This is a genomic window from Pseudomonas sp. SWI44, from assembly GCF_002947915.1.
Lineage (GTDB): Bacteria > Pseudomonadota > Gammaproteobacteria > Pseudomonadales > Pseudomonadaceae > Aquipseudomonas > Aquipseudomonas taiwanensis.
The window spans coordinates 5398284-5424297 of record NZ_CP026674.1 but is presented as its reverse complement, the minus strand read 5'-3'; the positions used below and the strand labels follow the sequence as shown (position 1 = coordinate 5424297).

General features: G+C 60.7%; 24 protein-coding genes and 5 pseudogenes. 12 read left to right on the top strand and 17 right to left on the bottom strand.

What is annotated here, in order from left to right:
* Window positions 1-80 precede the first annotated feature (80 nt).
* The gene (locus tag C4Q26_RS25600; RefSeq protein ID WP_104883877.1) at window positions 81-272 is read right to left on the bottom strand and encodes a DUF1289 domain-containing protein; all 192 of its coding nucleotides are present in this window, start codon (window positions 270-272) and stop codon (window positions 81-83) included.
* Between the two features lie 442 nt (window positions 273-714).
* Here C4Q26_RS25600 and C4Q26_RS25595 point away from each other — a divergent pair, with 442 nt between their 5' ends.
* Window positions 715-1731, top strand: a complete 1017-nt coding sequence (locus tag C4Q26_RS25595; RefSeq protein WP_104883876.1) for an IS30 family transposase — start codon at window positions 715-717, stop codon at window positions 1729-1731.
* A gap of 149 nt (window positions 1732-1880) precedes the next feature.
* On the opposite strand, the gene C4Q26_RS28990 is transcribed toward C4Q26_RS25595, so the two are convergent.
* The 12 genes and pseudogenes from C4Q26_RS28990 to C4Q26_RS25555 form a co-directional block, all read right to left on the bottom strand.
* Window positions 1881-2126 (bottom strand): hypothetical protein, encoded by a 246-nt coding sequence (locus tag C4Q26_RS28990; protein ID WP_353843712.1) that lies wholly within the window; start codon window positions 2124-2126, stop codon window positions 1881-1883.
* Entirely contained in the window at window positions 2063-2359 is a 297-nt protein-coding gene (locus C4Q26_RS28985) for a DUF4265 domain-containing protein (RefSeq protein WP_371919567.1), read from the bottom strand. Before C4Q26_RS28985 ends, C4Q26_RS28990 begins: the two co-directional genes overlap by 64 nt.
* Before the next feature lie 352 nt (window positions 2360-2711).
* Window positions 2712-3554, bottom strand: a pseudogene (locus tag C4Q26_RS28515) (RHS repeat-associated core domain-containing protein); the annotation flags it as partial.
* A 410-nt stretch (window positions 3555-3964) separates the two neighbouring features.
* Window positions 3965-4354, bottom strand: coding sequence for a hypothetical protein (locus tag C4Q26_RS28980; RefSeq protein ID WP_371919612.1), 390 nt, complete (start codon window positions 4352-4354; stop codon window positions 3965-3967).
* A gap of 54 nt (window positions 4355-4408) precedes the next feature.
* A pseudogene (locus C4Q26_RS28975) lies at window positions 4409-4720 on the bottom strand (DNA/RNA non-specific endonuclease); the annotation flags it as partial.
* Window positions 4721-4827: 107 nt separating this feature from the next.
* A pseudogene (locus tag C4Q26_RS25575) lies at window positions 4828-6820 on the bottom strand (RHS repeat-associated core domain-containing protein); the annotation flags it as partial.
* 5 nt (window positions 6821-6825) lie between these two features.
* On the bottom strand, window positions 6826-7254 hold the full coding sequence (locus C4Q26_RS25570) for an SMI1/KNR4 family protein (RefSeq protein ID WP_104881734.1): 429 nt from the start codon (window positions 7252-7254) through the stop codon (window positions 6826-6828).
* A 39-nt stretch (window positions 7255-7293) separates the two neighbouring features.
* Complete coding sequence (locus C4Q26_RS28510; protein ID WP_256583334.1) at window positions 7294-7425, bottom strand: hypothetical protein; 132 nt, start codon at window positions 7423-7425, stop codon at window positions 7294-7296.
* A gap of 1 nt (window position 7426) precedes the next feature.
* Window positions 7427-7543 (bottom strand): annotated as a pseudogene (locus C4Q26_RS28970) (hypothetical protein); the annotation flags it as partial.
* 81 nt (window positions 7544-7624) lie between these two features.
* A pseudogene (locus C4Q26_RS28605) lies at window positions 7625-7863 on the bottom strand (RHS repeat-associated core domain-containing protein); the annotation flags it as partial.
* Window positions 7811-9004, bottom strand: coding sequence for a hypothetical protein (locus C4Q26_RS27975; RefSeq protein ID WP_158664920.1), 1194 nt, complete (start codon window positions 9002-9004; stop codon window positions 7811-7813). The pseudogene C4Q26_RS28605 and the gene C4Q26_RS27975, both read right to left, overlap by 53 nt.
* 229 nt (window positions 9005-9233) lie before the next feature.
* Window positions 9234-9710: an isochorismatase family protein gene (locus tag C4Q26_RS25555; RefSeq protein ID WP_023380672.1), complete on the bottom strand. Its 477-nt coding sequence runs from the start codon at window positions 9708-9710 to the stop codon at window positions 9234-9236.
* A gap of 197 nt (window positions 9711-9907) precedes the next feature.
* Here C4Q26_RS25555 and C4Q26_RS25550 point away from each other — a divergent pair, with 197 nt between their 5' ends.
* The 5 genes from C4Q26_RS25550 (at window position 9908) to C4Q26_RS25530 (ending at window position 13987) form a co-directional block, all read left to right on the top strand.
* Window positions 9908-10306: a hypothetical protein gene (locus tag C4Q26_RS25550; RefSeq protein WP_104883874.1), complete on the top strand. Its 399-nt coding sequence runs from the start codon at window positions 9908-9910 to the stop codon at window positions 10304-10306.
* A gap of 102 nt (window positions 10307-10408) precedes the next feature.
* On the top strand, window positions 10409-10747 hold the full coding sequence (locus C4Q26_RS25545; RefSeq protein WP_023380674.1) for a hypothetical protein: 339 nt from the start codon (window positions 10409-10411) through the stop codon (window positions 10745-10747).
* A gap of 200 nt (window positions 10748-10947) precedes the next feature.
* A complete protein-coding gene (locus C4Q26_RS25540; RefSeq protein WP_104883873.1) occupies window positions 10948-12189 on the top strand; it encodes an MFS transporter in 1242 nt (413 codons plus the stop codon).
* A 359-nt stretch (window positions 12190-12548) separates the two neighbouring features.
* Window positions 12549-13169: a LysE family translocator gene (locus C4Q26_RS25535; RefSeq protein ID WP_104881731.1), complete on the top strand. Its 621-nt coding sequence runs from the start codon at window positions 12549-12551 to the stop codon at window positions 13167-13169.
* A gap of 164 nt (window positions 13170-13333) precedes the next feature.
* Window positions 13334-13987 (top strand): tetratricopeptide repeat protein, encoded by a 654-nt coding sequence (locus tag C4Q26_RS25530; protein ID WP_023380677.1) that lies wholly within the window; start codon window positions 13334-13336, stop codon window positions 13985-13987.
* A 3-nt stretch (window positions 13988-13990) separates the two neighbouring features.
* On the opposite strand, the gene C4Q26_RS25525 is transcribed toward C4Q26_RS25530, so the two are convergent.
* Window positions 13991-14761 carry an IclR family transcriptional regulator C-terminal domain-containing protein gene (locus C4Q26_RS25525; protein ID WP_023380678.1) on the bottom strand — a complete coding sequence of 257 codons (771 nt, stop codon included), beginning with the start codon at window positions 14759-14761 and terminating at the stop codon, window positions 13991-13993.
* 221 nt (window positions 14762-14982) lie between these two features.
* On the opposite strand from C4Q26_RS25525, the gene C4Q26_RS25520 reads away from it, so the two are divergent.
* The 5 genes from C4Q26_RS25520 to C4Q26_RS25500 all read left to right on the top strand — a co-directional run bounded on the left by C4Q26_RS25520 (window position 14983) and on the right by C4Q26_RS25500 (window position 21123).
* The gene (locus C4Q26_RS25520; RefSeq protein ID WP_104883872.1) at window positions 14983-15792 is read left to right on the top strand and encodes a shikimate dehydrogenase; all 810 of its coding nucleotides are present in this window, start codon (window positions 14983-14985) and stop codon (window positions 15790-15792) included.
* Window positions 15793-15796: 4 nt separating this feature from the next.
* The gene (locus C4Q26_RS25515) at window positions 15797-17530 is read left to right on the top strand and encodes an FAD-dependent oxidoreductase (protein ID WP_104883871.1); all 1734 of its coding nucleotides are present in this window, start codon (window positions 15797-15799) and stop codon (window positions 17528-17530) included.
* Window positions 17515-17835, top strand: coding sequence for an NIPSNAP family protein (locus C4Q26_RS25510; RefSeq protein WP_104883870.1), 321 nt, complete (start codon window positions 17515-17517; stop codon window positions 17833-17835). Before C4Q26_RS25515 ends, C4Q26_RS25510 begins: the two co-directional genes overlap by 16 nt.
* A 119-nt stretch (window positions 17836-17954) precedes the next feature.
* Entirely contained in the window at window positions 17955-19667 is a 1713-nt protein-coding gene (locus tag C4Q26_RS25505; RefSeq protein WP_104884075.1) for an FAD-dependent oxidoreductase, read from the top strand.
* Between the two features lie 130 nt (window positions 19668-19797).
* Complete coding sequence (locus C4Q26_RS25500) at window positions 19798-21123, top strand: MFS transporter (protein ID WP_104883869.1); 1326 nt, start codon at window positions 19798-19800, stop codon at window positions 21121-21123.
* Window positions 21124-21212: 89 nt separating this feature from the next.
* Here the strand turns inward: C4Q26_RS25500 and C4Q26_RS25495 are convergent, their stop codons facing one another.
* The 3 genes from C4Q26_RS25495 to C4Q26_RS25485 all read right to left on the bottom strand — a co-directional run bounded on the left by C4Q26_RS25495 (window position 21213) and on the right by C4Q26_RS25485 (window position 24085).
* On the bottom strand, window positions 21213-22028 hold the full coding sequence (locus C4Q26_RS25495) for a sugar phosphate isomerase/epimerase (protein ID WP_104883868.1): 816 nt from the start codon (window positions 22026-22028) through the stop codon (window positions 21213-21215).
* A gap of 80 nt (window positions 22029-22108) precedes the next feature.
* Window positions 22109-23158 (bottom strand): Gfo/Idh/MocA family protein, encoded by a 1050-nt coding sequence (locus tag C4Q26_RS25490; RefSeq protein ID WP_104883867.1) that lies wholly within the window; start codon window positions 23156-23158, stop codon window positions 22109-22111.
* 147 nt (window positions 23159-23305) lie between these two features.
* Window positions 23306-24085: an IclR family transcriptional regulator gene (locus C4Q26_RS25485; RefSeq protein WP_023380688.1), complete on the bottom strand. Its 780-nt coding sequence runs from the start codon at window positions 24083-24085 to the stop codon at window positions 23306-23308.
* A gap of 188 nt (window positions 24086-24273) precedes the next feature.
* On the opposite strand from C4Q26_RS25485, the gene C4Q26_RS25480 reads away from it, so the two are divergent.
* Complete coding sequence (locus tag C4Q26_RS25480) at window positions 24274-25986, top strand: FAD-dependent oxidoreductase (RefSeq protein ID WP_027907376.1); 1713 nt, start codon at window positions 24274-24276, stop codon at window positions 25984-25986.
* Window positions 25987-26014 lie beyond the last annotated feature (28 nt).

Sequence of the window (26014 nt, the reverse complement as noted above, 5' to 3'; positions counted from 1 at the left end):
GCTGATGCTGCAAGACCCTGTGGAAGCGGGCTTACCCGCGAACAGGCGCAAAGCCCGACTTCCCGCATGCCTGTGGTCTTTCACTTGGAGTTGGCATTTTTCTTGTTGATGGCCTTCATTCGGGTGGCGGCCCGCTGCACGGTGGCCATCTTCTCCGGTCGTTTCATGCCGCGCCACTTGCGGATCTCTTCGCGCGTGCGACCACAACTCACGCACAATTCGCTGTTGAGCTGGCAGAGTGAGACGCAAGGGTTGTCGATGTCTTTGGCCATGGGTTGCTCCGTAATCGGGCGGAAATCATACAGCAGATACCCGTGACAGTTTGCATGGCGAGCCATGCGTTCGGGTGCAGGGTGTCGAGTTGCCACTGACTCTTCCACTTGCACCCACACTCCTCACATCCCCCCCGCGGTATGTAATGTGGCGCTTGGTGCGTTGCCTGTCGTTCCAGCCCGCGCTGGATTCGTGTCCTTTCCTATTCGTTCATGTGGCATTTTGCGTAGTCAGGGTATCTATCAAGAACGTCATTCCAAACATTTATTGATGCCTCTTCGAAAGCGGCCCCATCACACTCTGCCTTCTCTTCGCTGCCGCGTAACGCAATAAAATCTTCCGCTGTGTTAATCATAATAACCACTGCACGCAAGAGATTTAAAATCAAGGGCGGCGGCAAAAACTGAGTGCAACACCGGACCAACCCGGTACAGTGTGCCTATGTCCTATCAAGAACTCAGCATCGAAGAGCGCATCACGATTCAATTTGGCCAACTCCAAGGCATGAGCCAGAGGGCTATTGCCAGGCTGCTTGATCGCAGCCCCTCGACCAATAGCCGAGCGCTTCGTCGCAACGCCCCTGAGGCGGGCCGGTACTCGGCGAGTCAGGCTCATCAGCACATGCGACACCGGCGCCTGGCTTGCTGCCCCAAGCGTAAGCTGCTGCCCGGAAGCCAACTGTTTGACCTGGTGCTTTATCTGCCGCGTAAATGCTTTTCTCCCCAGCAAATTGCCGGCAAGCTTAACGCCATGGAATTTCCGAATATTGAAGATGCATACGTCTGTCGCGAGACGATCTACAACGCCATTTATGCGCTGCCGGTGGGCGAGCTTCGCAAGGAGTTGATCATCTGTCTGCGACAGGGCAAAACCAACCGCCGCCCACGTTCTGGCGGGGTGGATCGCCGTGGTCAAATACCCGACTTGGTCAGCATTCACGTTCGCCCGCCCGAGGTGGAAGATCGCCAAATGCCAGGCCATTGGGAGGGCGACCTCATCAAAGGCAAAGCCAATGCTTCTGCGGTGGGTACGCTGGTCGAACGCAGCACAGGTTACTTGATGCTTGTGAAAATGAGCGACGCGACGGCAACCTCGGCAGTCGAAGGCTTCAGTGCTGCCTTGAACCGTATGCCAGTAGTGGCCCGCAAAACGCTGACCTACGATCAAGGTAAAGAGATGGCGCGCCATGCCGAAATCACCCAGCGAACTGGAGTGGCGATCTATTTTTGCGACCCTCATAGCCCGTGGCAGCGCGGTAGCAATGAGAACATCAACGGCCTGATTCGCCAGTATCTGCCTAAAGGCACTGACCTTTCGGGCTATAGCCAAGAGCAACTGAATGCTATTGCGTACGAACTGAACATCCGACCACGCCAGCGTTTTGATTACAAATGCCCTATCGAAATGATGACGGCAATGATAGCCAAGCACCATGAGAGCCCATCCTTAACTCAATAGTCGGGTGTTGCACTCAGCCTCTGAAACCGCCCTGCAAAAAAAACTCGCGAAAAGCTCCACCACTATTGCATTATTAGCCTAATCCAAACGGCGCCCCAAAGTCTCTCACCCTAAAAAAATCGAAAAAATGGGTCAATTAAATTAACTACTCAGTCATCAATCCACCAGTCCAACAGCGTATCATCATCAAGGTCGTTAAAGTTTTTATAGATATTGGAATAGTACCAGTCAATCCCAGTCTCCTCCTTGAAACCATTGAATACAGACTCTATTTTATTTATGTCGTTTTTCGAGGGTACACTAAAAGCCAAATTACCCTTGTAAACACCATCTAGCGTCCCCCCCAACAACTCACCGACTTCAGCCTCAAGCTTTTCGATTTTTCCTCTAGCCACCCCCCTGCATATATATTTATACAGAAATTCCCCCCCCTTTTGACAACCACAGCAGGCGAATTTGTATCCTTAATGTCAATCAAATCCCCTTTCGCCAAATTAAGCGCCAGTCCAGGAGATGATAAAAGCTTATAAGTGAATTCGCCTTTATGTATCGCCGGAAGCTCCTCGTACACGGGCCCTCTATCTGACACGAAAACCTTGATCAAACATACATTTTCTTTATCGTCCATAGGGCGCTCCACAGCCTCCTCGTTCAATACAAGACATTCCTTCCTTAACATAACCGCTATTCCCAGCACTCAAGTTGCAAGATGCCCCTTCCAACGCGGTATTGCACGGAGCTAGATTCCCCCCTTTAGAAGTAGGGGCGTTGGTGTGACCGAGATGCATATCGTCAGCATTTGTAGAGTTTTGACCGCACCTCCAGCATGTATAAACACCATTATTATTTTTGTTGGCATCATCGATAAGCTCATTGCGCACTTTCTGCTGCCCTCTACGGCTGCCGCCATTCAATACACTTTGTGCCATTATATCTTGACTAACCCCTTGACCATCTATCCTAGCAAATGCTGATGGAGGCTTTTTAGCCAGTCCGAGCGGGTCGATCCATTGAACGGGGTTAGCCACATACGCAAAAAGATTCAGCCCTCCTACGTAGCGTATCGGATCCTGCCCGATGAAGCGCCCAATCCTAGGTTCATAGTACCGATGTCGATTGTAATGCAGCCCAGTCTCGTGATCGTGATACTGCCCCTGAAAGCGAATCGGGTTACTCATCCCGACCTGCTTGGCCCACTCCGAACGCTCCTCCCGCACCTCGCCCCACGCCTTGTACTGCCCCGCCCACGCAACGTTGCCGTGCGGATCGGTCAGCTCCATCGGCGTGCCGAGGTGATCGCAGTGGTACCAGGCAATCGCATCGAACGCCTGCGGTGGCATCGTCGTCTGCCACAACGGATCCTGATCGAAGTCGTACTCCCGCTGACGCCAATCCGGCTGCCTGTGCAGCACGATCGGGCGCTTGCGCAGGGCCTGGGCCACCGGCACGAAGCTGCCCGGTTCATACAGGTAATGCACGGTACGCCCGGTATCGCCATCGTCCCTTTGTGGTGAGCTTTCCCAGGCCAGGGTGTCGCCGTCCCAGCCGAACAGGGTGAAGCCACAGCCGAGATCACGTTGGCGCTTGGCCCGCTGCATCTGGTTCCAGCCGGTACCCGCTTCCGGCCTATCCCAGTAATGTGCGACCGAGTTCTTGTACAGACGTCGACCCAAGGCGTCGTAGGCGAAGTCGACCTTGAGCTTGTCGTCGCTGTAGCTGGCCAACCGGTCGAACAGGTCCCAGGTGAAGTGGGCGTGCGCGCCGTTTTGTAAGCGGTGCACCAAGTTGCCGCGTTCCTGGTCCAACAGGTTGCCGGCGGGGTCGTGTTTGTCCAAGCAATTGAGCAGTTGTTTAGCTGCCTGGCATATTAAAAACATTACCCCCCAGGTGCAACAAGTGCACCCGAGATATCAATGCAATAACAACTTGCAACTAAATTACTTACTACATTTTTTGCTGATCGCGCGCGATCAAAACCCAGAGCTCCGTCCTGATTAATCGCACAGATCAAAGCAAAGTCATCATCGCAATCAACCGGCAGCCCCTTATCCAATGGCTACTGACCTTACTGAACAGCTCAAACTCTGCCCGATAGCATATTACTTCAAACATCCATCACTCCGGACTAATAACCACAACGATTCGTTTTTCTATATATCGCAGAGTTAAAGCATCCGATTTCAGTGAGCGACACCAGATCAATCGAGGCTGATGCCGCCCAGAACTAAAACCTCTAGATTGACTCTCGGGAGCTCCACTTGGCCACTTCATTAGCTCGCCCATGAAGTGCATCTATTTTAAAATTTTCGTCCTCGACTATAACTGTGTATCGCCGAAACGGAGCTAGCGCCTTAGCGTTAATTGTTTCTATAAACAATTCCCCCCCTGACTCCGTACAGGAATCAGGGATTATGACCTGAGCAAATTCTGGCGGCCGCCCTGTATTTAGAAGATCCAAGCGACTGGAAGCAAGACTTTTATTTGCTTTCCGGCTAAGGCATGAATCGAATATTTCGCGCAGTTTCGCCTTAGCCTCGAAGTCAGCTTTTAGACGTTCATCGTTGTTCGACTTGTACTCGTCCGAACGACGACGCTTATGAAACTCTGTCTCCCATGCAAGCATCTGTTCTAAGAATTGCTCTAAAAACTCACGCGCATCCATTTCTAAAACCTCTACTTAACAATCGCATGAACAGGGATTATTGAATACTTGACTATGAGTAACACCGTTAACTCGCGCCTGATAGAGGATAGACGTTGGCCTAGGTCCTCCTGCATCGTAGTTAGGCACCACTCTAACAATTACATTATCTCCATTTTTAACTGCAGCTGCGATGTCGCCTTCAAACATCCTGAAAGCACCTCGATTAGTAGTGGGGTCTTGAGGGAATACGTTATCTTTACCGCCGCTACCGCCGAGTAATTTACTAATTGCATGACCTGCATCATCACCTGCACACCCCATTCCTCTCGCGTGTCCACGCGAACTGGCGTTTGTGGCCGAACCAGTCCCGATATCTGAGGGCCGGATCTTTGCAGTCACACTCTTCAAGCTGCCGTTTACATTGTATCGATATTTGTTTCGAGGATCCTCACCCCACAACCCTAATGGGTCAACCCAGCCGGTAGGGTTCGTCACGTAGCTGAAGAAATTGAGCCCACCCTCTAAGCGAACTGGGTCCTGTGACACATAACGGGCTGTTTTTGGATCATAGTATCTATATCTATTGTAATGCAGACTTGTTTCGTGATCTTGGTAGTGTCCTTGGAAGCGAATCGGGTTGCTCAAGCCATGCCGCTTGGCCAACTCCGATCGTGCCTCTCGGACTTCGCCCCAAGCCTTGTACTGCCCTGCCCACGCAATATTACCCTGCTCGTCGGTGAGTTCCATTGGCGTGCCGAGATGATCGCAGTGGTACCAGGCAATCGCATCGAACGCCTGCGGTGGCATCTTCGTCTGCCACAACGGATCCTGATCGAAGTCGTACTCCCGCTGACGCCAATCCGGCTGCCTGTGGAGCACGATCGGGCGCTTGCGCAGGGCCTGGGCCACCGGCACGAAACTGCCCGGTTCATACAGATAATGCACGGTACGCCCGGTATCGCCATCGTCCCTTGGCGGTGAGCTTTCCCAGGCCAGGGTGTCGCCGTCCCAGCCGAACAGGGTGAATCCGCAACCCAGTTCACGTTGGCGCTTGGCCCGCTGCATCTGGTTCCAGCCGGTACCCGCTTCCGGCCTATCCCAGTAATGTGCGACCGCGTTCTTGTACAGACGTCGACCCAGGGCGTCGTAGGCGAAGTCGACCTTGAGCTTGTCGTCGCTGTAGCTGGCCAACCGGTCGAACAGGTCCCAGGTGAAGTGGGCGTGCGCGCCGTTTTGTAAGCGGTGCACCAGGTTGCCGCGTTCGTCGTACTTGTAGTGGGTGCCGGCATATTCACGCAGCAGGTTGTCCATCAACTTGTTGCGACGTGGGTCGGCTTCCAGCGGGCGGTTCAGCTCCTGGGTCTTCTGGTCCAACAGGTTGCCGGCGGGGTCGAAGGCGAAGGTTTCGATGCCCAGGCGGCTGGTGGCTTTGAGCAAGCGGCCGACGGGGTCGTACTGGTACTCCAGGCCGCGTCGGGTGTCGTGGATGTTGGTGAGCTGGCCGGCGGCGTCGTAGCGGTACTGGCGCTTGAGCAGCGTGGATTGGCTGTCGTGGCTGCCGAGCCACTGCTCCTGCAAACGCCCGACCGGGTCCCAGGCTTGGGTCTGCATCAGCTGGTTGCCCTGGTGCCGAACCACTTCGCGGTGCAGGTCGTCGCGCTCGTAGGCGAGCATTTCGTGCTGGTCGAGGGTCATGCCCAGCAGGTGGCCGCTGCCGTAGGTGAGCCAGCTGACTTTGTGGCCGTCCGGGCGGAGGGTCGAGATGCGCTGGTTGAGGGCGTCGTAGGTGTGCTGCCAGACCGCAACCATCGGCGCACCCGTCATCAGGTAGTGCTGGTGCTCGCGGGTCAGGTTGCCGGCTGCGTCATGGAACCACTGCAGTTTGCTGACGGCGTTGATGGCCTGGATCAGCTTGCCGTTGCCGTCGTAGGCGAAGGTTTCGGTCTGGCTCTGATCGCCCAGGCGTGCGGTGCGTTCGACCAGCCTGTTCATGCGGTCGAAGCGCAGGTCGATGCGGCGTTGGCCGACCTGGGTGGAGGCCAGGCGACCGGAATACGGGTCGTATTGGTAGCGGGTCACCAGACCATCGAATCCGGTTTCCTGGAGCAAACGACCTACTGGATCGTAGAAGAACGTCGCCTTGCTTTCGTTTTCGTTCTCCAGGCCGATCAGGCGTCCGAGCTTGTCCCAGCGGTAGCGCAGGGTGTGCTCGTTGGCGTCGACACGTTCGGCCAGCAGGCCGACCGCGGTGTAGGACCAGGTGGTGCAACGATCAAGGCCATCGGAGTGAGCCAGCAAGCGACCTTCGGCGTCGTAGTCGAGACGCTCTTCGGTCTTGTCAGGGTGGGAGACCTTGGCCAACTGACCGGCCTTGTACTCGTAGGCGGTTTTGTTGCCTAGTGCATCGGCGAACTCGATCAACTGGCCGAAGGCGTTGTAGGCCCAAACATTTACACTTGGCGACTGGCTGAATCTATGAAGCTATCGAACCCGTCTGAAACTTTAGTGAACTCTCCGGTTTCATGGTCCCAAACGCCTACCACTGGCTCATTATTTAAGCCTAACTCACTGTAGTCAAAGCAATAAAAATCACCAGTCCCAAACTCTGCAAATGGTAACAGTCCTGAAAAATCCCTAACCTCATCAGAAAAAACATCAAGCCATTCAGTCCACGCCCCATTATAAACTCTGACAATCGACTCCCAAGTCTTGCGTGGATCCCTATCATCATATACTGGAAAGATATTCACCCCCCCAAGCGACCGTCCATTGTTAGACAACAGCCAGTTTACAAATGACTCAGGTAGCGTTCTTTGCAGCTCTAGCTCAGCTGCTTTTATGGCTGCAATAGTTGTTCCAATAACTCGAACTTTAGACATATTCTAACTCCTAAGGCAGCACGCCACGTTTTGGCAGGCTCAGTTTTCCGGTTCCAGGGTATCCTGACTTTGGCATTCGTGCGGACCAGCAACCTCCACGCTTTCGCCAGTACCGGTGTTGAATTCCACGATGGTCAGCAGCAAGCATTGGATCAGCATGCGAATAGTCATAACCTAAATCATTCTCGAATCGGGGGCTGTGTGCCAGTTCGTATCCAGGTGGAGCCTTGATGCTCGATTGCTTCCCGGCGCGAACACGACTGTCTTGGTTCTTTAGCCACCCTCGCATTGAACTCGGTGTACTAGGCTCCTCCATAATTTGTCGCCAACGTGCATCAGGATTTACATATGGTTCACCACAGCAACATTCTTTTGCTAGTCCTAGTGGGTCAATCCAACTTATAGGGTTTGGAGCATATACATATTGATCTAGCCCCCGGCATAGCTAATGGGGTCTTTACAAATGAATCGAGCACCCCGAGTATCATAATACCGATGTCGATTGTAATGCAGCCCAGTCTCGTGATCGTGATACTGCCCTTGGAAGCGGATCGGGTTACCCAACCCATGCTGCTTGGCCCACTCCGAACGCTCCTCCCGCACCTCTCCCCGTGACCGGGAACGGGCCGGACAGGCTGAAGTCGGTGTGCGACAGCAGCTCGTTACCCAGTGCATAGCCAATGCTGTGCGCCGTGCACGGGCATGGGCCGTTCTTGCGGGGATTGGGCGCCTGGCGCACCGGGGCCTGCCGGGACAGCGACTCGTTGTGCCCCTCGCTGAGCACGTGACGGGCCTGCCGGGTGGTGTCGGCCTTGACCGCCGCCGCCATCCCTCGCTGGGGCGGGTGGGCGCGCACGGTCTGCAGCAGGCGTTGCAGCAACCAGGCGATGCTCTGTTCGCGCTCGGCCTGGCCCAGCGTGTCGAGGAAGCGCGGAACACGGGCGGCCAGGCGCTCAAGGGTATCGATCAGGGGCTGCAACAGTTTCGGCAAGGCTTCGTCGAACTGTCGCGCAACGCCGTTGTAGGCGCTCTTGAGCAGGCCTTCTCCAGCATTGGCGAGGGCCGCGGCGGCCAGGGTCCAGGCGTCGACTTCGAACAGGGAGTCGTACAGCGCCACCTGGGCCAGTTGCTGGCGGGCCCGGGCATGATTGACCTCGGCGTCGAGGTTGCCGCTAGCGGCGTCCTTGAGCAGCCCGGCCAGCCCACCGAACAGTTGGCTGGCGGTCTGGCCGGCGGCTTCGAGCATGGCAGGCAATTGCTCCAGGGCGCCGTCGACGTAGTGCTCCAGCTCACCGCGAAGGTTGGCGTGCAGGTGGCCTTCGAGGATTTCCAGGAACACCGCGCCCAAGTTGGCCCGGGGGTTGCGCCGCAGCTTCTGCCGGGTCAGGTGCAGCACCGGCCGCAGCACCATGCGCGCCCGCGCCAGGCCGAGCGGAACCGGCACCACGCCAATCAGGTTGATGCCCAGGCTGACCCATTGCAGCGGATCGTTGCTGGGATTTCGTACCAGCTCGGCGATATCGAGCAGCGCATCCACCAGGGCGAAGGCGTTGGCCACAACCGGCACCGAAGCTTCGAGGTGATAACGCACCGATTGCAGGTCGAGCAGACCGCAGCTGATGTCCTGCAGCCACTGGTCGACGGCGGCGGCAGCGGCACCGAGGTCTTCGCGCAGCAGGGTTTCCAGCGGGGCGATGGCGATCTGGACCTCGCGCTCGGACAGCGCGGATCCGGGGGAACCTTGGGGCATTTGGCAGGCCTTCCTAGCCGGGGGATTACCCCGGGAAATCCGAGAAGGCCAAAGGGTATGAGTGGGGTTACCTGACTAGATGCCAGGCAAATTCGATCCGCACTGTAGGAAAGTTCGACACGCCCCCATCAAAGCATGTCTATCAATCTTTGTTGGATCGTCGTTCTCCCAGCATCCATGCCGTGTTGGCCCCCTGCGGCCAACGTTTCCGCCCCGCCAACCTATCAAGTCAGTCCAGCAAGGCATCCACCTCCGCCCGCGTGGTGACCTGGCCGAAATGATGCTTCCACAATTCGATGCCCAGTTGCCCTGACCGGTCCAGGGACGAGCCGACGGTGAGGTCGGTGACCAAGGTCGGCGTCAACCCTGCGTCGAACAACGCAAAGCCGGCCGCGAGCACGCAGGTTTCGGTCTGCATGCCACACACCAGCACCCGTTCGACGCCCAGTTGCCTGATGTATTCGACGGTTTCGACCGGTAGCCCGTAACCATGCTTGACGAACACGGTGTCGGCTTCGACCAGATGCTCGTCCTGCGCCGCAGGGTGCCAGCCAAGCTGGCGTTGAAACGGTGTGACCTGCTCGTCGTGAGTCACCACCATGGCAATGGTGAAGATCTTCGCCGAAAACGCTCGCAACCGGTCGACCAGCCATTCCGGGGGGTTGAACGTCGACTGCACATCGACAATAAGCAAGACCTGCTGCATGAAACGCTCCTGAAGACCGACGGCGGCCATTGCCATCAGTTTGAGCGTGGAGTGTGCCAAGCGCCGGAGTCGTTGGCTATTTGTGCGCTGTGCACTTAGAACTTTTCTTTATTTGTCGGTCTATGTGAATGGCCCAACTGGAAGGTTGCCAGCCGCCAAATGCCTACACGTCCCAACATCAGAGGTTGTCTTCGATCATGAAATTCCACGTCCCACGGATGGTGCTGTTTGGCCTGTTCGCCTTCGCGGCAGTGGGCTCGGCATCTGCAACAACCATGAAGACCACGCCCCCTGTTGCCACGTCCCAGGTCGAGGTCCTTCAGGCGCCCACCCAGGGTGGTGGTAACCCCTGGCCGAGCCTGGCCAGCCTGGCCGATCAGCGATCAGGGACGCTGCTGGCCCACGACGACCGTTACTACCACGATCACCGTGACCATTACCGCCGCGATGACTGGCGCCGGGAACAGTGGCGTCGCGACCAATGGCGCAGGGAGCAAGCCCGCCGCGAAGCAGAGCGCCGCCGCTACTGGGAGCGCCACCATGATCGGGCGATGCACCACCGCTACGACGACGATCACCGCTACTATCGTCGCTGATACCGCCAAGACCGCGACCCCAGGGAACAGGAACGACTGATCCGGCGTCGCGGTCAACATCCTCGAAGGTGACCAAAATCGGTTACAGCACGAGGATTGGCCATGAGTACCCTGACGATCGAAGGCTGGTGCAAACGCGATCCCACGCAGAAGTCCACGCCACTGGGCGAAATACACTTCGACATCCAAGGCGCTAACCACAGGCGATTGGAGCAGGCCGAAGAATACCTGCAACAGAGCCATGAAACCGAAACCATGGTCGATGTCGACCTGGCGAGCATGAACCTTGTATTGCCGCCAGGGTGCGGCCCCCTGGCTGACTGCCGTCTGCGTGTCTACTTGAGTGAAGAGCAACGCGGGCAGTTTCATCTCGTTGGCCATCGTGCCAGTGATGGCAGCCTTATCTACAGCAATGCAGTGTTGATTGCTCAACTGAGTTGAGCCTGGTGAACGAACCTGCAGGGGCCGGTGATCGCCGGCAAGCCGGCTCCTACATGCTGCGGATCCATCGAATGCGTTGATGATTACTATCGAGACACCCGCCTGTCGGGTCGGCAAAACCGCCCCCTATAATCGCCCCTCTGTTTCTCCCCGCTCCTCTCGCCTGCTACAGGCGACGTCCGTTCCTGGAATTTAATACCATGCCGACACCCAACCCGTCCGCGCACGTCCCCGAACACACCCAATACAGCGTCAAGCAGCAGTGGCTTGCAATTCTCTCGGTCGCCGTCGGTGCCTTCTCCCTGGTCACCAGCGAGTTTCTGCCGGTGGGCGTTCTCAACGATGTCGCCAGCGACCTGGGCATCAGTGCTGGCCAGGCCGGCCTGATGGTCACCCTGCCCGGCATCATGGCTGCCCTCGCCGCGCCTTTGCTGTCCGTGGGCATCGGCGCCCTTGACCGGCGCTATCTACTGATCGGCCTGACGCTGATCATGATCATCGCCAACGCGGTGGTGGCTTATGCGAGCGACTTCAGCCTGCTGCTGTTCGGCCGCGTACTCCTGGGTATCAGCATCGGCGGTTTCTGGGCGACAGCCATCGCCCTTAGCGGACGCCTCGCGCCCAAGGGGGTGGGCGTAGCGCAGGCCACTTCGATCATCATGGTCGGTGTCACCTTGGCGACCGTCCTGGGTGTTCCGGTTGGTACCTGGCTCAGCGGCCTGATGGGCTGGCGCATGACCTTCCTGATAACCGCGCTGGTGGGCGTGCCGGTACTTCTGGCGCAGGTGTTGCTGCTTCCGCGACTGGCGCCGGACAAGGCCATTCGCATCAGCGACCTGCCGGCCTTGTTCATCAATCCACAGGCTCGGGTCGGATTGATCGCAGTATTGTTGATTGGCCTTGCGCACTTTGCCGCATACACCTATGTCGCGCCTTTCTTCAAACAAAGGGCTGGCTTCGATGGACCTACCATTGGCTCGCTGCTTCTGCTTTATGGCGTGGCCGGGGTGCTGGGCAACATCTTCGCCGGTTTCGCCGCCAACCGAAGCGTGCGTCACACCCTGTTGCTGGTTGCGCTGATGATCGGTACCAGCACTGCGCTGTTCCCTTACTTCGCCACCGGCATGACCGGCGCCGCGATGCTCATCGCCCTCTGGGGCTTCGCCTTTGGTGCGTTCCCGGCCTGCGCCAGCATCTGGATGTTTGTCGTGGCGCCCAAGGACGTCGAGCGCGGCATGCCTTTGTTCGTGGCCATGTTCCAGGTGATCATCGCGCTGGGCTCGTTCTTCGGTGGGCGGATCGTCGACCAACTGGGCAGTTCGGTGCTGCTGAGCCTGGCCACGGCGCTGGTGGGTTGCGGTGTGGCGACGGTGCTGGTGCTGGGGCGTAGCGTCAGTAATCGCATGGTGGCTCAGCCGGAGGGTGTTGTGGATGCGTCGTAAGTGGTGAGAAGTGCAGCGCGTTTGAGATCGAGCGCCGCCCGCGCGGCGCATCGCGAGCAAGGCTCGCTCCTACATCTGTCTCGGGCCAATTACGCCTGTGGGATTTGCGCGCGAACGCTTTGGCGCATGGCGCACTATCGAGTCGTACACACCAGGCGTTCGCGCGCGTCTGTCACTGGCGTTACTGGCCCGAAACAGACGTAGGAGCGAGCCTTGCTCGCGATGCGCCGCGCGGGCGGCGCTCGATCTCAAGACCGCTGCATGCCCCTCGCCATACCACGACTTGCCGCCGCGCAATGACCACCCCGAGCACGCCCATGCTAACCTGCGCTCACCTCCTCCCGCAGGCGCCGAAGCTAATGTCCATTGCAGACAACCTGATTGCCTTCACCCTCGCCGCCACGCTGCTGACCGTGACACCAGGCCTGGACACTGCGCTCATCCTCAGGACAGCAACCGTCGAGGGCCGTCGGCAAGGGCTGCGTGCGGCGCTGGGCATCAACGTCGGTTGCTTGCTATGGGGCGCGGCGGTTGCGTTCGGCCTGGGCGCGCTATTGGCCGTGTCCGAACTCGCCTACAGCATTCTGAAGTATTGCGGCGCGGCGTACCTGGCCTGGCTTGGGGTGAACATGCTGATGCGGCCACGGCATTCACTGGCGCCGATCGCAACGCAGCCGCGGACGCAGTCCAACTGGTTCCTCAAGGGCATGATGGGTAACCTGCTGAACCCTAAGGTCGGTATTTTCTACGTCTCGTTCCTGCCGCAATTCATCCCCCACGGCCAGCCGCTGATAGCCTGGACCTTCATTCTGGTCGGCATCCACGTGGCACTCGGCCTGCTCTGGGCGATGGTACTGGTCAGCGCGACGCATTCGCTGGCGGGGGTGTTGCGCCGCGAAAAGGTCATCGCTGCGCTCGACCGCGCTACCGGGCTACTGTTCGTGATTTTCGCGGTGCGTCTGGCCCTGAGCAGGCGTTGATTGATCCGATCTCGAAAAAGGTGAGTCGGATGCCATCGCCAACCCTCAAAGGTTGCGCAGCCTGGGAACTTCATTGCACGGACTGGGTCGATAGCATCCCTTGCATCCACGGGCAAGGGCCATGTTCCTTTCCGCCAGACCAGGCACTGTCGAGTCAGTACCCGATGCCCAGCCAACGCATGCTGCCGGCCGTTCTCCTGTTGTTCAGCGCCGTCGCAGCCTGTGGCGCGTTCGCAGGCGACCGCTCGATGCCAGCCCATAGCAACAATGCCTCCACCATGCTGATCGAAAGCGCCTCGCAGCAGTACGCCGCCGGCCATCTGGACCAAGCGGCGGCAACACTGGAACGAGCACTGCAGATTCAGCCGAACAACCCTGCAACCTTGCATTACCTTGGCGTGCTGCGCCTGCAACAAGGCCAGTACCAACAGGCCGAAACCCTCGCCGTGCGCTCGAATATGCGGGTCGGCAGCAACAACGCGCTGCGCAACCGCAATTTCCAGTTGATCCAGGCGGCTCGCAATGGCCAGGTTTACGGCGCACTGCCAGCGGCCGACCAGCCCCCTGCCTCCGCTCAAGCGGTGAACCTAACGCCCACCGATCCCTTCACGCCGCCACCGCAGCCTGCGGCACCACAGCGCTTGAGCAACCCGGTAACACAGGCCGAGGACATGGACATACCCCAGGGTCACCGGCCACCCCCGGGCAAGTGCCGAATCTGGTTCCCAGGTGTTCCGCCGGGGCACCAGCCCGCGCCGGTCAAGTGCAAGAAGCTCAAAGGGCGTATTCCGCAAGGCGCCTACCTGATCCGTCACTGACCGTCAGTCCAGCACCGGCTTCAACAGGGCCTGCGCCTCGTACAACGCAGGCAGGTAGCGCAGGCGAATCTCATCGACGCTCAGCCGCGACGCATGGGTAGTGATGGTCAGTGTCGCCTTCAGTTGCCCAGCACGATCCACCAGCGGCACGCCAAGCACGCGCATACCGATTTCGTACTCCTGATCGACGATACAAAAACCCTGCGCTCTCACCTGCTGCAGCACCGCCTCCAGGCGCGCCCTGTCAGTTTGCGTGTAGGGCGTGAGCGGGCGAAGCGGGTTTCGCGAGAAGTAGTCGTCCCGCGCCGTTGCATCCAGCGACGCCAGCCAGATCCGCCCGCCAGCGGTGCAGTACATCGGTACCCGCGAGCCGGGGCGAATCGACAGCGAGGCGACGTGGCTATACCGGCTGCGCACCAGGTGGATGATTTCGTCACCGTCGCGGGTGCCCACCGACACATGCTCCTGGGTCTGGCGCGCGACCTGCTCGACGATAGGCCTCAACATGCGCGGCAACTGCGCCGAATCCACATAGGCCTGGCCAATACGCAGCACCTTGGGTGTCAGCCAGTAATGGCGGTTGTCGGTGTCGGCAAAGCCTTCGTGCACCAACGTCAACAGAAAACGTCGAGTGGCACTGGGCGTCAGCCCTGAGAGCCTGGCCGCGTGTGGCACGCTCAAGCGTGGCTGGTCGGCGCTGAACAGTTGCATCAATGCCAAGCCTTTCTGCAGACCGGCGATGAGGTCGCGGGGATGAGTTTCGTGTTTGTCCATGTGTTCGGCTCGTGGGGTGGGCTGGACGGTTGTCGGGCGGCTCTAGGGCCAATCGCCGGCAAGCCCGCTCCTAAGGGTGTTCACCCACTCATACACCAATTCAATGCGAATACCGATACATGACTGCGATTATCGCACTAATGGATCGCTAAGCGCATTGCCGTACCCCCACGCCGCGCGCCACGCTTGCCTCCACAACAACGCCAAAAACGGAGGTCAGCATGATTCGGGGTTCGACAGAACTGGTCGCCATCGTCGGTTCACCCATCGCCCAGGTGAAATCGCCCGACAACTTCAACACCTGGTTCGCCAACAACAACCGTAACCTGGCGATGCTGCCCATCGATATGCAGGAAGCATCGCTTCAAGCATTCGTCGGTAGCCTCAAGGGCTGGCGCAACCTGCGCGGTTGCGTGGTCACCGTTCCCTACAAACAGGTGTTGGCCGCGCATCTGGATGGACTCAGCGATCGTGCCACCGCGCTGGGTTCGGTCAACGTGATTCGCCGTGAACCCGATGGCCGCCTGCTGGGTGACAACGTCGACGGCGCAGGCTTTCTCGGTGCTGCGCGCAAGCATGGATTCCAACCAGCCGGCAAACGTGTGCTGGTGATCGGTTGCGGCGGGGTCGGCAGCGCCATTGCCTATGCATTGGGTGAGGCAGGCGTCGCCCAGGTGACCCTCAGCGACCCCAGCACTCCGCGCGCCGCCGCACTTTGCGAACTGCTCGGCAATACCTTCGCCAACCTTGAGGTCGCCACGCACTACGAATCGCTGGAGCGCTTCGACCTGCTAGTCAACGCCTCACCCGTCGGCATGGGCGATACCGGCGAGCTACCGCTGCCGGCGAGTCTGCTGGAAACCCTGCAACCCCGGACCCTGGTGGCCGACGTCGTCACCTCCCCGGAAATCACCCCGTTGCTGGCTCTTGCGCGCCAGCGCGGCTGCGCGATCCAGACCGGAGCGCAGATGGCATTCGCACAGCTTGGCCACCTCGGCGCCTTCATGGGCGTCACGCCGCTGGAGATCTGAGGCCATGTCCGCTATCGAACAATCGCAACAAGTGTTTGACCTGGTCGTCCTTGGCAGCGGTGCCGGGGGATTCGCCACCGCCGCCACCGCTGCCCGCCTTGGCCTGAAGGTATTGATCGTGGAAAAGGCCGACACCTTTGGCGGCACCTCAGCCATTTCCGGTGGCGCGGTGTGGATCCATGGCAGTGATCAAGCGAACGCCGCCGGCGCCGAGGACTCGCCCGAAGCCATCCGCACTTACCTCAAGGCGATCATCGGCGCCGGTTATAAATCTGAGCTCGTGGACGCCTTCGTCGAACGCGGCCACCAAGCGTTGCGTTGGCTGGAGGCCAACACCGAGCTGCGGTACAGCCTGCGCCCGCACTCACCGGACTACTACCCGGATGCACCCGGCGCCACCGAGTTCGGACGCGCACTGGAAATGGTCGAGTACGACGGGCGCCACCTCGGCCCGCGCTTCAAGGACCTGAAGATGCCCCCGCCCGGCATGCTGCTGTTCGGCGGGATGATGGTCAACCGCGTGGACATCCAGCACTTCCTGAGCATGCGCCGCTCGGCTGCATCGCTCTGGCACTGCATAAAGCTGATGGCTCGCTACGGGGTGGATCGGCTGCGCCACCACCGTGGCACCCGGCTGACGACCGGCAACGCGCTGATCGCCCGGCTGGCTGGCAGCGCTTTGGCCGACGGTGCTCAATTGTGGCTGCGCAGCGAGGCGCAGGCGCTGATCGTCGAGCAGGGGGTGGTCCGTGGTGTGGTGGTACTGCGCGAGGGCCGTCGCGAACGGGTTCTCGCCCACGGCGGCGTTGTCTGCGCCATGGGCGGTTTCGCAGCAGGCGCGCTAGCCGCCGCTAACCGGCCCGACGCAAGCGCACCGCACCTGACCATGTCTCCTCCCACCAATGACGGGGCCGCCCTGCGCCTGGGCGAAGCCGTGCAGGCAGCCAAGGGCGAGGACCTGGCCGCCAACTTCTTCTGGGCTCCGGTGTCCGAGCTGCGCCATTCCAATGGCGAGCGCGAACGCTTCCCGCACCTGGTCACCGACCGCGCCAAACCGGGTGTGATTGCGGTCGATCCGACCGGTCGGCGTTTCGTCAACGAGTCCAACTCCTATCATCATTTTGTGCAGACCATGTTCGCCCAGGGCATCAGCAGCTGCTGGTTGATCTGCGATGCTGATGCCATGAACCGCTATGGCCTCGGGCTGGCGCGACCAAGGCCGGTAGACAACAACGCGCTGATCGAGGCCGGCTACCTGCATCGGGCCGACACCCCGCATGCCCTCGCCCAAGCCATCGGCATCGACCCGCAAACACTTGCGCAAACACTTGAGCACTTCAACGCCGATGCTCGTATCGGCATCGACCGTGCATTCGGGAAGGGAGCCAACAGCTACAACCGCTACATGGGCGACCCACAGCACCAACCCAACCCGTGCCTGGCGCCCTTGGCCAAGGCGCCGTTCTATGCGATCCGAATCCACACCGGCGACCTCGGCTCGGCACGCGGCCTGGCGACCGACGCCAACGCCAACGTACTGAGCGAAGCCGGCGCGCCGATCACCGGCCTGTACGCCGTTGGCAACGACATGAACTCGATCATGGAGGGCACCTACCCAGGCCCAGGCATCACCCTTGGCCCCGCCCTCACCTTCGGCTGGATCGCTGCCAGCCATATCGCCGAACGCCTGCGGGCGCCGGCCACTCACGCGGAGAAAAACCCATGTACTACGAACTGAGAACCTACACCCTCGACCCACTGAAACTCGCTGACTGGCTGGCCCTGTACCAAAGCCATGCGCTGGAGGTGCAAACCGAACACCTGGGCAAGCTGATCGGCTTTTTCACCACCGAGTTCGGCGAGGCCAACCAGGTGGTGCACCTGTGGGGCTACACCAGCCTTGACGAGCGGATGCAGCGACGCAAAGCAATGGCCGCCGACCCACGCTGGGCGGAATTCTCGCGGCGCAACCGCGAGTTAGGTGCGGTGCTCAAGCTGCAATCGCGTGTGCTGCGGCCAACGGGCTTCTCGCCGTTGCAGTGAGGGAGTTAGATCCGCTCACCGGGCCTCTCCCCTCCAGGAAGGGGCCGCAAAGCACCGAAGGTGCCGAGGTGATGGGCCTTGGCAATTGACAACCTGACTGGAATCCCTCGATGTCAACCCTGCCCACTCTGGAATGCGATGTCCTTGTCATCGGCTCAGGTGCCTCTGGCCTCACCGCCGCAGTCACTGCCGCGCATCACGGCTTGAACGTGATCGTCGCGGAAAAGGCCAGCCAACTGGGCGGCACCAGCGCCTGGTCGGGTGGCTGGTTGTGGATACCCCGTAACCCCCTGGCCGTCGCAGAGGGTTTCATCGAGGCCGACGACGGGCCTGAACGGTACTTGCGCGCACAAACCCAGGTAACCGAACTGGACTCCCGCCAGCGCGCCTTCTTGCGCCATGGTCCGGACATGGTGGCGTTCTTCCAGCAACATACCGCCGTGCAGTTCTTCTGCGGCTCGACAATGCCCGACATGCACGAAGGGGAAGGCAGCGCACGGGGCGGACGGTCACTGTGTGCGCTACCGTTCGATGGACGCCAACTCGGGCCATGGATACACAAGCTGCGGCCACCACTGGACATCGTCAGCCTGGCAGGCATGGGCATCGCCGGTGGCGCGGACATGGCCGCGTTCTTCAATGCCACAAGCTCGGCAAAAGCCGCCATGCACGTCAGCAAGCGCCTCCTGCGCCATGGACGCGACCTTCTGTTGCATCGACGCGGCCTGCAACTGGTCAACGGCAATGCCCTGGTAGCGCGCCTGCTGCGCAGCGCTCTGGACCTTGACGTGTGTTTGCTCACCGACCTTGCCGCGACAGGCTTGCTGGGCGACGACGACCGAATCACCGGGGCACGGTTCGCCAACGGCCAACGGGTGCGGGCCCGGCGTGGCGTGATACTGGCTTGCGGTGGTTTTCCCCATGACCGCCAGCGCATCGCTCAGTTGGTCGGCCATGCACCCGACGGTAATGCTCATCATAGCGCCGCGCCAAGGGAAAACAGCGGCGACGGCCTGCGCCTGGGCGAACAGGTCGGCGGCCAGGTCAGCCCTACGCTGGCCCATGCCGGCGCGTGGGCCCCGGTCTCCCTGGTGCCGCGAGGGGATGGCAGCCTGGGGCATTTTCCTCACCTGATCGACCGCGCCAAGCCTGGCTTCATCGTGGTACGCCGCGACGGCCGGCGCTTCGTCAACGAGGCCGACAACTACCACGACTTCATGAATGCACTGTTCGCCGCAACGCCTGAAGGTGAGCCCCATGAAGCCTGGCTGATCTGCGATCACCCCGCCCAACGTCGATATGGCATCGGCTGGGCCAAGCCCTTCCCCTTCCCCACAGGCTTCTACGAGCGGCGCGGCTATTTGTTCAGCGGCCAGACGCTGGACGCGTTGGCCGAGCACTGCGGGATCGATGCCCGTCAACTGAAAACGACAGTGGACGCTTTCAATCATCACGCAGCCCAAGGCGAGGACCCTGAGTTTCAGCGCGGCGCCACCGTCTACAACCGGGCGCAAGGCGACCCACTGCAATCGCCCAACCCATCACTGCGACCGTTGCGGCAAGGACCGTTCCACGCCGTCAGGCTGTTGCCGGGCAGCCTTGGGACCTTTGCAGGGCTGCGTACGGACGCCTGTGCGCGGGTAGTGGACAGCCATGGACGAGCGATCCCCGGCTTGTTCGCGGTCGGCAATGACATGCAGAGCATAATGGGCGGGCATTATCCAAGCGGTGGCATCACCCTTGGTCCGGGCATGACGTTCGGCTACCTGGCCGGCCTGGCGCTGAGCCAGACTCAGGCAACCTCTCGCTATTGTTCGGTTACCGAACAATAGCCCCTCCCATGAATTGACGCCTCTCCATTCACTACTCACCATTGCCTGGCCTTGCGTGTGCCCCCTGCCTGGGAAACAGCCACGACCGAGACGTACCGCAGTCATTACAATTTCAAGAAATAGCCTCGACATGACCCAATCCAAGTTCGACACCGCCTTGCCACGGCCTGGCCACGGCTCCATCGGCGACAAGCTTCGCGGCGCCTTCGCCGTCGGCAAAACCCGCTGGGGCATGCTTGCTCTGGTGTTCTTCGCCACCACCCTGAACTACATAGACCGAGCGGCGCTCGGCATCATGCAGCCGGTCTTGTCCAAGGAAATGGGCTGGACGGCGATGGATTACGCCAACATCAACTTCTGGTTCCAGGTTGGCTACGCCATCGGTTTTTTGCTGCAAGGCAGGCTGATCGACAACATTGGCGTCAAGCGTGCGTTCTTCTGCGCGGTGCTGCTCTGGAGCCTGGCCACCGGCGCCCACGGACTGGCCACTTCGGCAGCCGGCTTCATGGTGTGCCGGTTCATTCTCGGCCTGACCGAGGCGGCCAACTACCCGGCCTGCGTGAAAACCACGCGCCTGTGGTTCCCCGCAGGCGAACGTGCCATCGCCACAGGGCTGTTCAACGCCGGCACCAACGTTGGCGCCATGGTCACCCCGGCCCTGCTGCCGTTGGTTCTGGCCGTGTGGGGCTGGCAGGCTGCATTCATCGCCATGGGTTGCCTGGGCCTGGTCTGGGTAGTGTTCTGGGGCCTCAAATACTTCAATCCTGAAGATCATCCACGCCTGCGCCAGAGCGAGCTGGAATACATCCAGCAGGACGCAGAGCCTGACGTGCCACGCCTGCCGATCAGCCGTATCCTGCGCTTGCGTGGTACCTGGGCCTTTGCCGTAGCGTACTCGATCACAGCACCGGTGTTCTGGTTCTACCTGTACTGGCTGCCACCGTTTCTCAACCAGCAATATTCCCTGGGCATCAGCGTGACCCAGATGGGCATCCCGCTAATGCTGATCTGGCTGACTGCGGACTTCGGCAGTATTGGCGGCGGCATCCTTTCATCCTGGCTGATAGGCCGTGGAGTGCGCGCCACCCGCGCCCGATTGATTTCGATGCTGGTCTTCGCCTGCACCATCATCAGCGTCGTCTTCGCCGCCAATGCCAGCGGTCTGTGGATCGCGGTCCTGGCCATTGCCGTGGCGGTGGGTGCCCACCAGGCCTGGACGGCGAACATCTGGAGCCTGGTGATGGACTACACGCCCAAGCACCTGGTGAGCACCGTGTTCGGCTTCGGCAGCATGTGCGCAGCGATCGGCGGCATGTTCATGACCCAGATCGTCGGCAGCGTCCTGACTGCCACCCACAACAACTACGCGGTGTTGTTCACCATGATCCCGGCGATGTACTTCATTGCGCTGGTCTGGATGTACTTCATGGCACCGCGCACGATCGAATCGGCCTAAGCGCGAATCCCTTTCCTCTACGGGGCCCTTCGGGGCCTCTTTTTTGGCCAAGCCGTAGGAGCCGGCTTACCGGCTCCTACAGGCAACGATCAGACTTGCGCCAATACCCCGCGTGCTTTTTCCAAGGCCATCCGCGCCCGTTGCTCGGCACTCACGCCCTGCTCCATCAAGTGCCGTGTCGGAATTTCCAGGCTCAGCGGCACCGTGGCCGGCAAGGTACGTAGCAAGCCGACCAGGTCAGCGTCGCCCTCACCGGGGAAGCGCCGCTCGTTGCGGGCCTGGCGCAGGATCTCGTCCATATCGTCCGGCACCGGCCCGGCAACGTCGCAAAGCTGCGCATAATGCATGCGCTCGGGCGCCAGACTCGCGAGCGCCTGGAGGGAAGATCCGGAACGGTTGAAATGGAAGGCGTCAACCAGTACGCAGCCGTTGACTCGGTCAGCCGCTGCAACGATGTCCACCGCCTGGCTCAGGTTGCGCACGTCAGTCCAGGGCATGAATTCAAGGTGCGGGCGAATGCCATAGCTCACCGCCAGATCGCACAACGCGGCAAAGCGTTCGGTCAATCGCCCATGGTCAGGGTCGTTCCCCGCCACCAGCAGCTCGCTCCCCCCCAACTCAGCCCCCACCGCCAGGATAGGCTCGAAATCGGCGACACAGGTCTGCGGTTGCAACCGCAGGATTTCCAGGTCCAGCACCTTGATGCCCGTATCACGCAGTCGCGCTTGCGTTTGTCGGCGCAGCTCGGTATCCGCCACCAGCGGGAAATGTCGCTCTTCCCTGGTAGCGGGCACCAGACGCAGGCCCACGTGGCTGTAACCGGCGCGAGCGGCGACTTCCACCATCTGCGGTGGGGGAAGTTCAAGCACCGTCAGGGCGGCAAGGGAAAAGATTCGATCGGTCATGTGTTTCACCAAAAGCATGAAAAAGAAAGGTCTCGCCGCTGACCTGCCACAGTGGCAATCCCAGCGGCGAGGTGTAGACGTCAGATGGGGGCTGGAGCGCAGGCTCGACCGCTTTCGGCTGCCTGGCGGATGGCTTCGATCAGCGCCAGGGTGCGGCCACCATCGGCGGCATCGATCAGTGGTGCTTCCTGACCACGGGCAACGCGGATGAAGTGCTGCAACTGCAAGGTCAACGCCTCACCAGGGGGAATGGCTTCTTCGCTTTGCAGCAGCGGTGTGTGCCAGCCCGAACCCGTCTCGGCGTAGTGCCAACGCTTGAGCTGCGGAATGCTCAGCGCACCTTCGGTCCCGGCCAGCAAGTAGCAAGGCTGGTCGGCCTGGCGTGGGTAGACTGGGCTTTCGCCGGAGCCCAGCTCCCAGCTCCAGGGCGCGGCCACCGCGTCGGATCCGGTCAGGCTGCCCAGTGCGCCGTTGGCGAACTGCAACAGCACAGCAGCGCTGTCCTCGTTGGCGAAGCCCCGCACGTCATTGCGGGTGAACGCCTGCACCTGGACCACCTCGCCACAGAGGTAGCGCAACAGGTCAAGGTCGTGAATCAGGTTGGTCAGCAGAAAACCTGCGCCCGGCTCTCGGCGCCAAGGCGTCTCGAAGTAGCTGTCGGGCTTCTGCAACTGCCACAGCGCGGTGACGTTGATCAGCCGGCCCAGTCGCCCGTCCTGAATCACTTGGCGGGCACGGGCGATCAAGGGGTTATGCCGCCGGTGATGGCCGACCAGGACCGGTACACCATGGCGTTGCGACGCCGCTACCAGTGCGCGGACCTCGTCCAGGTGTACGCCCACTGGCTTTTCTACCAGTACCGGCACCCCGGCCTCGACACAAGCCAGGGCCGTAGCGACATGCTGGTTGTTCGGGTTGGCGATGATCACCGCTTCAGGCTTGGTCTGCTCCAGCATCTGGCGGTGATCAGCGAACCAAGCCACGCCACACTCGGTGGCGAAAGCCTCGGCCTGCGGGCCTGGGTCGGCCACCGCGCACAACTGCGCTTGAGGAACATTGCGCAGGTGCTGGTAATGCTGGCGGCCCATGATCCCGGCACCGATGAGTGCGATACGAAGGGGTGCGTTCAACAGTCTGTCCTCTTGTCATTATTGTCATGGCAATTCCAGAACCAGGTTCCAGAATCAACCAACAATAATTTAGAACCAAGTTCCAGATACCAGAAGCGCCCTCGACACAGACTGTGCGGTAATCGACCGCAAAATGCCCGGATACCTTTACGACGCGAACAATTCGCTGGCCTGACTGGCCGCCGACAGCTCCTCCACCGCCGCCAGCAACTGTGGCGCCAAGTCTGGCAAGCGCGCCTGGGCCATACGAGCGCTGGGGCCGGCGATGCTCAGTACGCCGATGACCTCATCACTTTGCGGACGACGCACCACGGCAGCCAGCGCCGAGGTGCCGACCGCGGAGGTTTCCTCGACCCAGGCGTAACCACGTTCGCGGGCGCGGTGCAGGTAACCGAGCAGTTCCTCCGTGGAACGCGGTGCATTCGGGCCGAACTGCGCAGGGTCGGCAATGCCTTGACGCAAGACCATCTGCAGCGCCGCTTCATCGCTCAAGCTGGCCAGCCAGGCATGCCCGGAGGCGGTGTAGAACAGCGGCGCATCCCGGCCCATGTCGGGGTCGTAGCGCAGCCCGGACCGAGCCCCCTGGGACTTGGCGATCCATGTCTGGCGGCTGCCGTCGATTACACCGAGGCGAACCAGTTCGCCGCTGTCCTGGGCCAGACGGTCGAGAATCGGCTGAATGATGTCGGCGCCGCTGTTGGAAAGGTAGCGAAAGCCCAGCGCCACCAGCTTGGCTGACAGTTGGTAGCGGCTGTTGTCGCGATTCTGACGCACGTAGCCCAGGCGAACCAGCTCGGCGAGCATGCGGTGGGTGGCACTTTTGGGGATGTCCAGGCGCTCGGCCAGGGTTTGCAATGCCAACCCGTGCGGTTCGCCGGTAAGGCATTCAACAAGACTGAAGGCGCGTTCGATCTGACTACCAGCCATGACTACGAGATCCCTTAAAAATTGGGCGAATTCTAGAAGAAAATGCCGCATCCACAGACGTCTTGACAGCCAAGTGTCCGGTTATCGACCACTAATTGCCTCTAGCCTGCGCGAATCGCTTGCATCACGCCCGGCCTGCCAAGAACATTGTGGAACCAAGTTCCAATAATAATGCAGGAGACCCCCCGATGCCCACCGATACCTTCCAAGCCGACTGTGACGTTCTGGTCATCGGCTCCGGCGCAGCCGGGCTGGCTGCTGCCGTCACGGCCGCCTGGCACGGGCAGAGCGTCATCTTGGTCGAGAAGGAGCCGGTGTTCGGCGGTGCCACGGCCTGGTCCGGCGGCTGGGCTTGGGTGCCGCGCAACCCATTGGCCCAGCGTGCGGGTATCGAGGAAAGCATCGAACAGCCACGCACCTACTTGCGCAATGAACTTGGCGAGCACTTCGACGCCGAGCGTGTCGATGCTTTCCTCGAAGCCTGCCCGCACATGGTGGCGTTTTTCGAGAAGCACACCGCGCTGCAGTTCGCCGACGGCAATGGTATCCCGGACATGCACGGCGATACCCCTGGGGCGGCCACCGGCGGCCACCAAGTGATCGCGGCGCCATACGATGCCCGCGAAGTCGGCGCCCTGCTGCCGCGCCTGCGCAAGACCCTGCGCGAAACCTCATTCATGGGCATGCCGATCATGGCCGGTACCGACCTTGGCGCGTTCCTCAACATGACCCGCTCACCGCGGGCCTTCCTTCACGTGTGCAAGCGCTTTGGCCGTCACCTCTACCACCTTGCCCGATACGGACGTGCCATGCACCTGGTCAATGGCGTGGCGCTGGTGGCGCGGCTGGCGAAATCGGCGCAGGACCTGGGTGTGCGTCTGCTGGAGTCCGCACCGGCCAGGCACTTGCTAATGGAAGATGGCCAGGTGAAAGGGGCAGTCGTCACGACGCCCCAGGGTGAGATGCGCATTCGGGCCAAGGCAGTGGTGCTGGCCGCCGGAGGCTTTCCCAATGACACCAAACGGCGTCAGCAACTGTTCCCGCGCGACGCCACTGGCCAAGACAACCTTGCCCTGCCCCCGCTCTCCTGTTCGGGTGATGGGCTGCGCTTGGGCGAGTCGGCGGGCGGCGTGGTCGCGACCGACCTGAAGTCACCGGTGGCCTGGGCGCCGGTGTCGAAGGTGCCGCACCGTGACGGCAGCATGGGCCACTTTCCGCACATCATCGAGCGTGGCAAGCCAGGGATCATTGGCGTGCTGGCCAGCGGCGAGCGTTTCGTCAACGAAGCGCACGGCTACTACGACTACGTTTCGGCCATGGTCGATGCGGTACCACCAGGAAAAGAAGTCTGCTCATGGCTGATCTGCGATCACCGCTTCCTGCGCCGCTATGGCCTTGGTCACGCGCGTCCGGCACCGCTACCGGTATGGCCCCACCTTCGCAGCGGCTACCTCAAGCGCGGCGCGACACTGGAACAGTTGGCGCTTGCCTGTGGTATCGACGCTGCTGGATTGATCAACACCGTCGTCGATTTCAACCGCCATGCACGAACCGGCCAGGACCCCGCATTCGGACGCGGCTCCACGCCATTCAACCGAAAGCAAGGCGACCCTCTGCACAAAGGCCCTAACCCCTGCGTGGCGCCCATCGAGCAGGGCCCGTTCTACGCCGTTAAGGTTCAACCCGGTTGCTTCGGCACCTTCGCCGGCCTTCGCACCGACGGCCATGCACGAGTGCTGGACGAAGCGGGCCAGCCGATAGCCGGCTTGTACGCTGTCGGTACCGACATGGCCAGTGTGTTTGGCGGTTGGTACCCCTCTGGCGGAATCAACCTGGGTCCGGCACTGACTTTCGGCTATGTGGCTGGGAGGCACATTGCCGGGGCGACCGCCTACGAATGAACCGCTGGCACTGCTGGCGCCAGGGGCA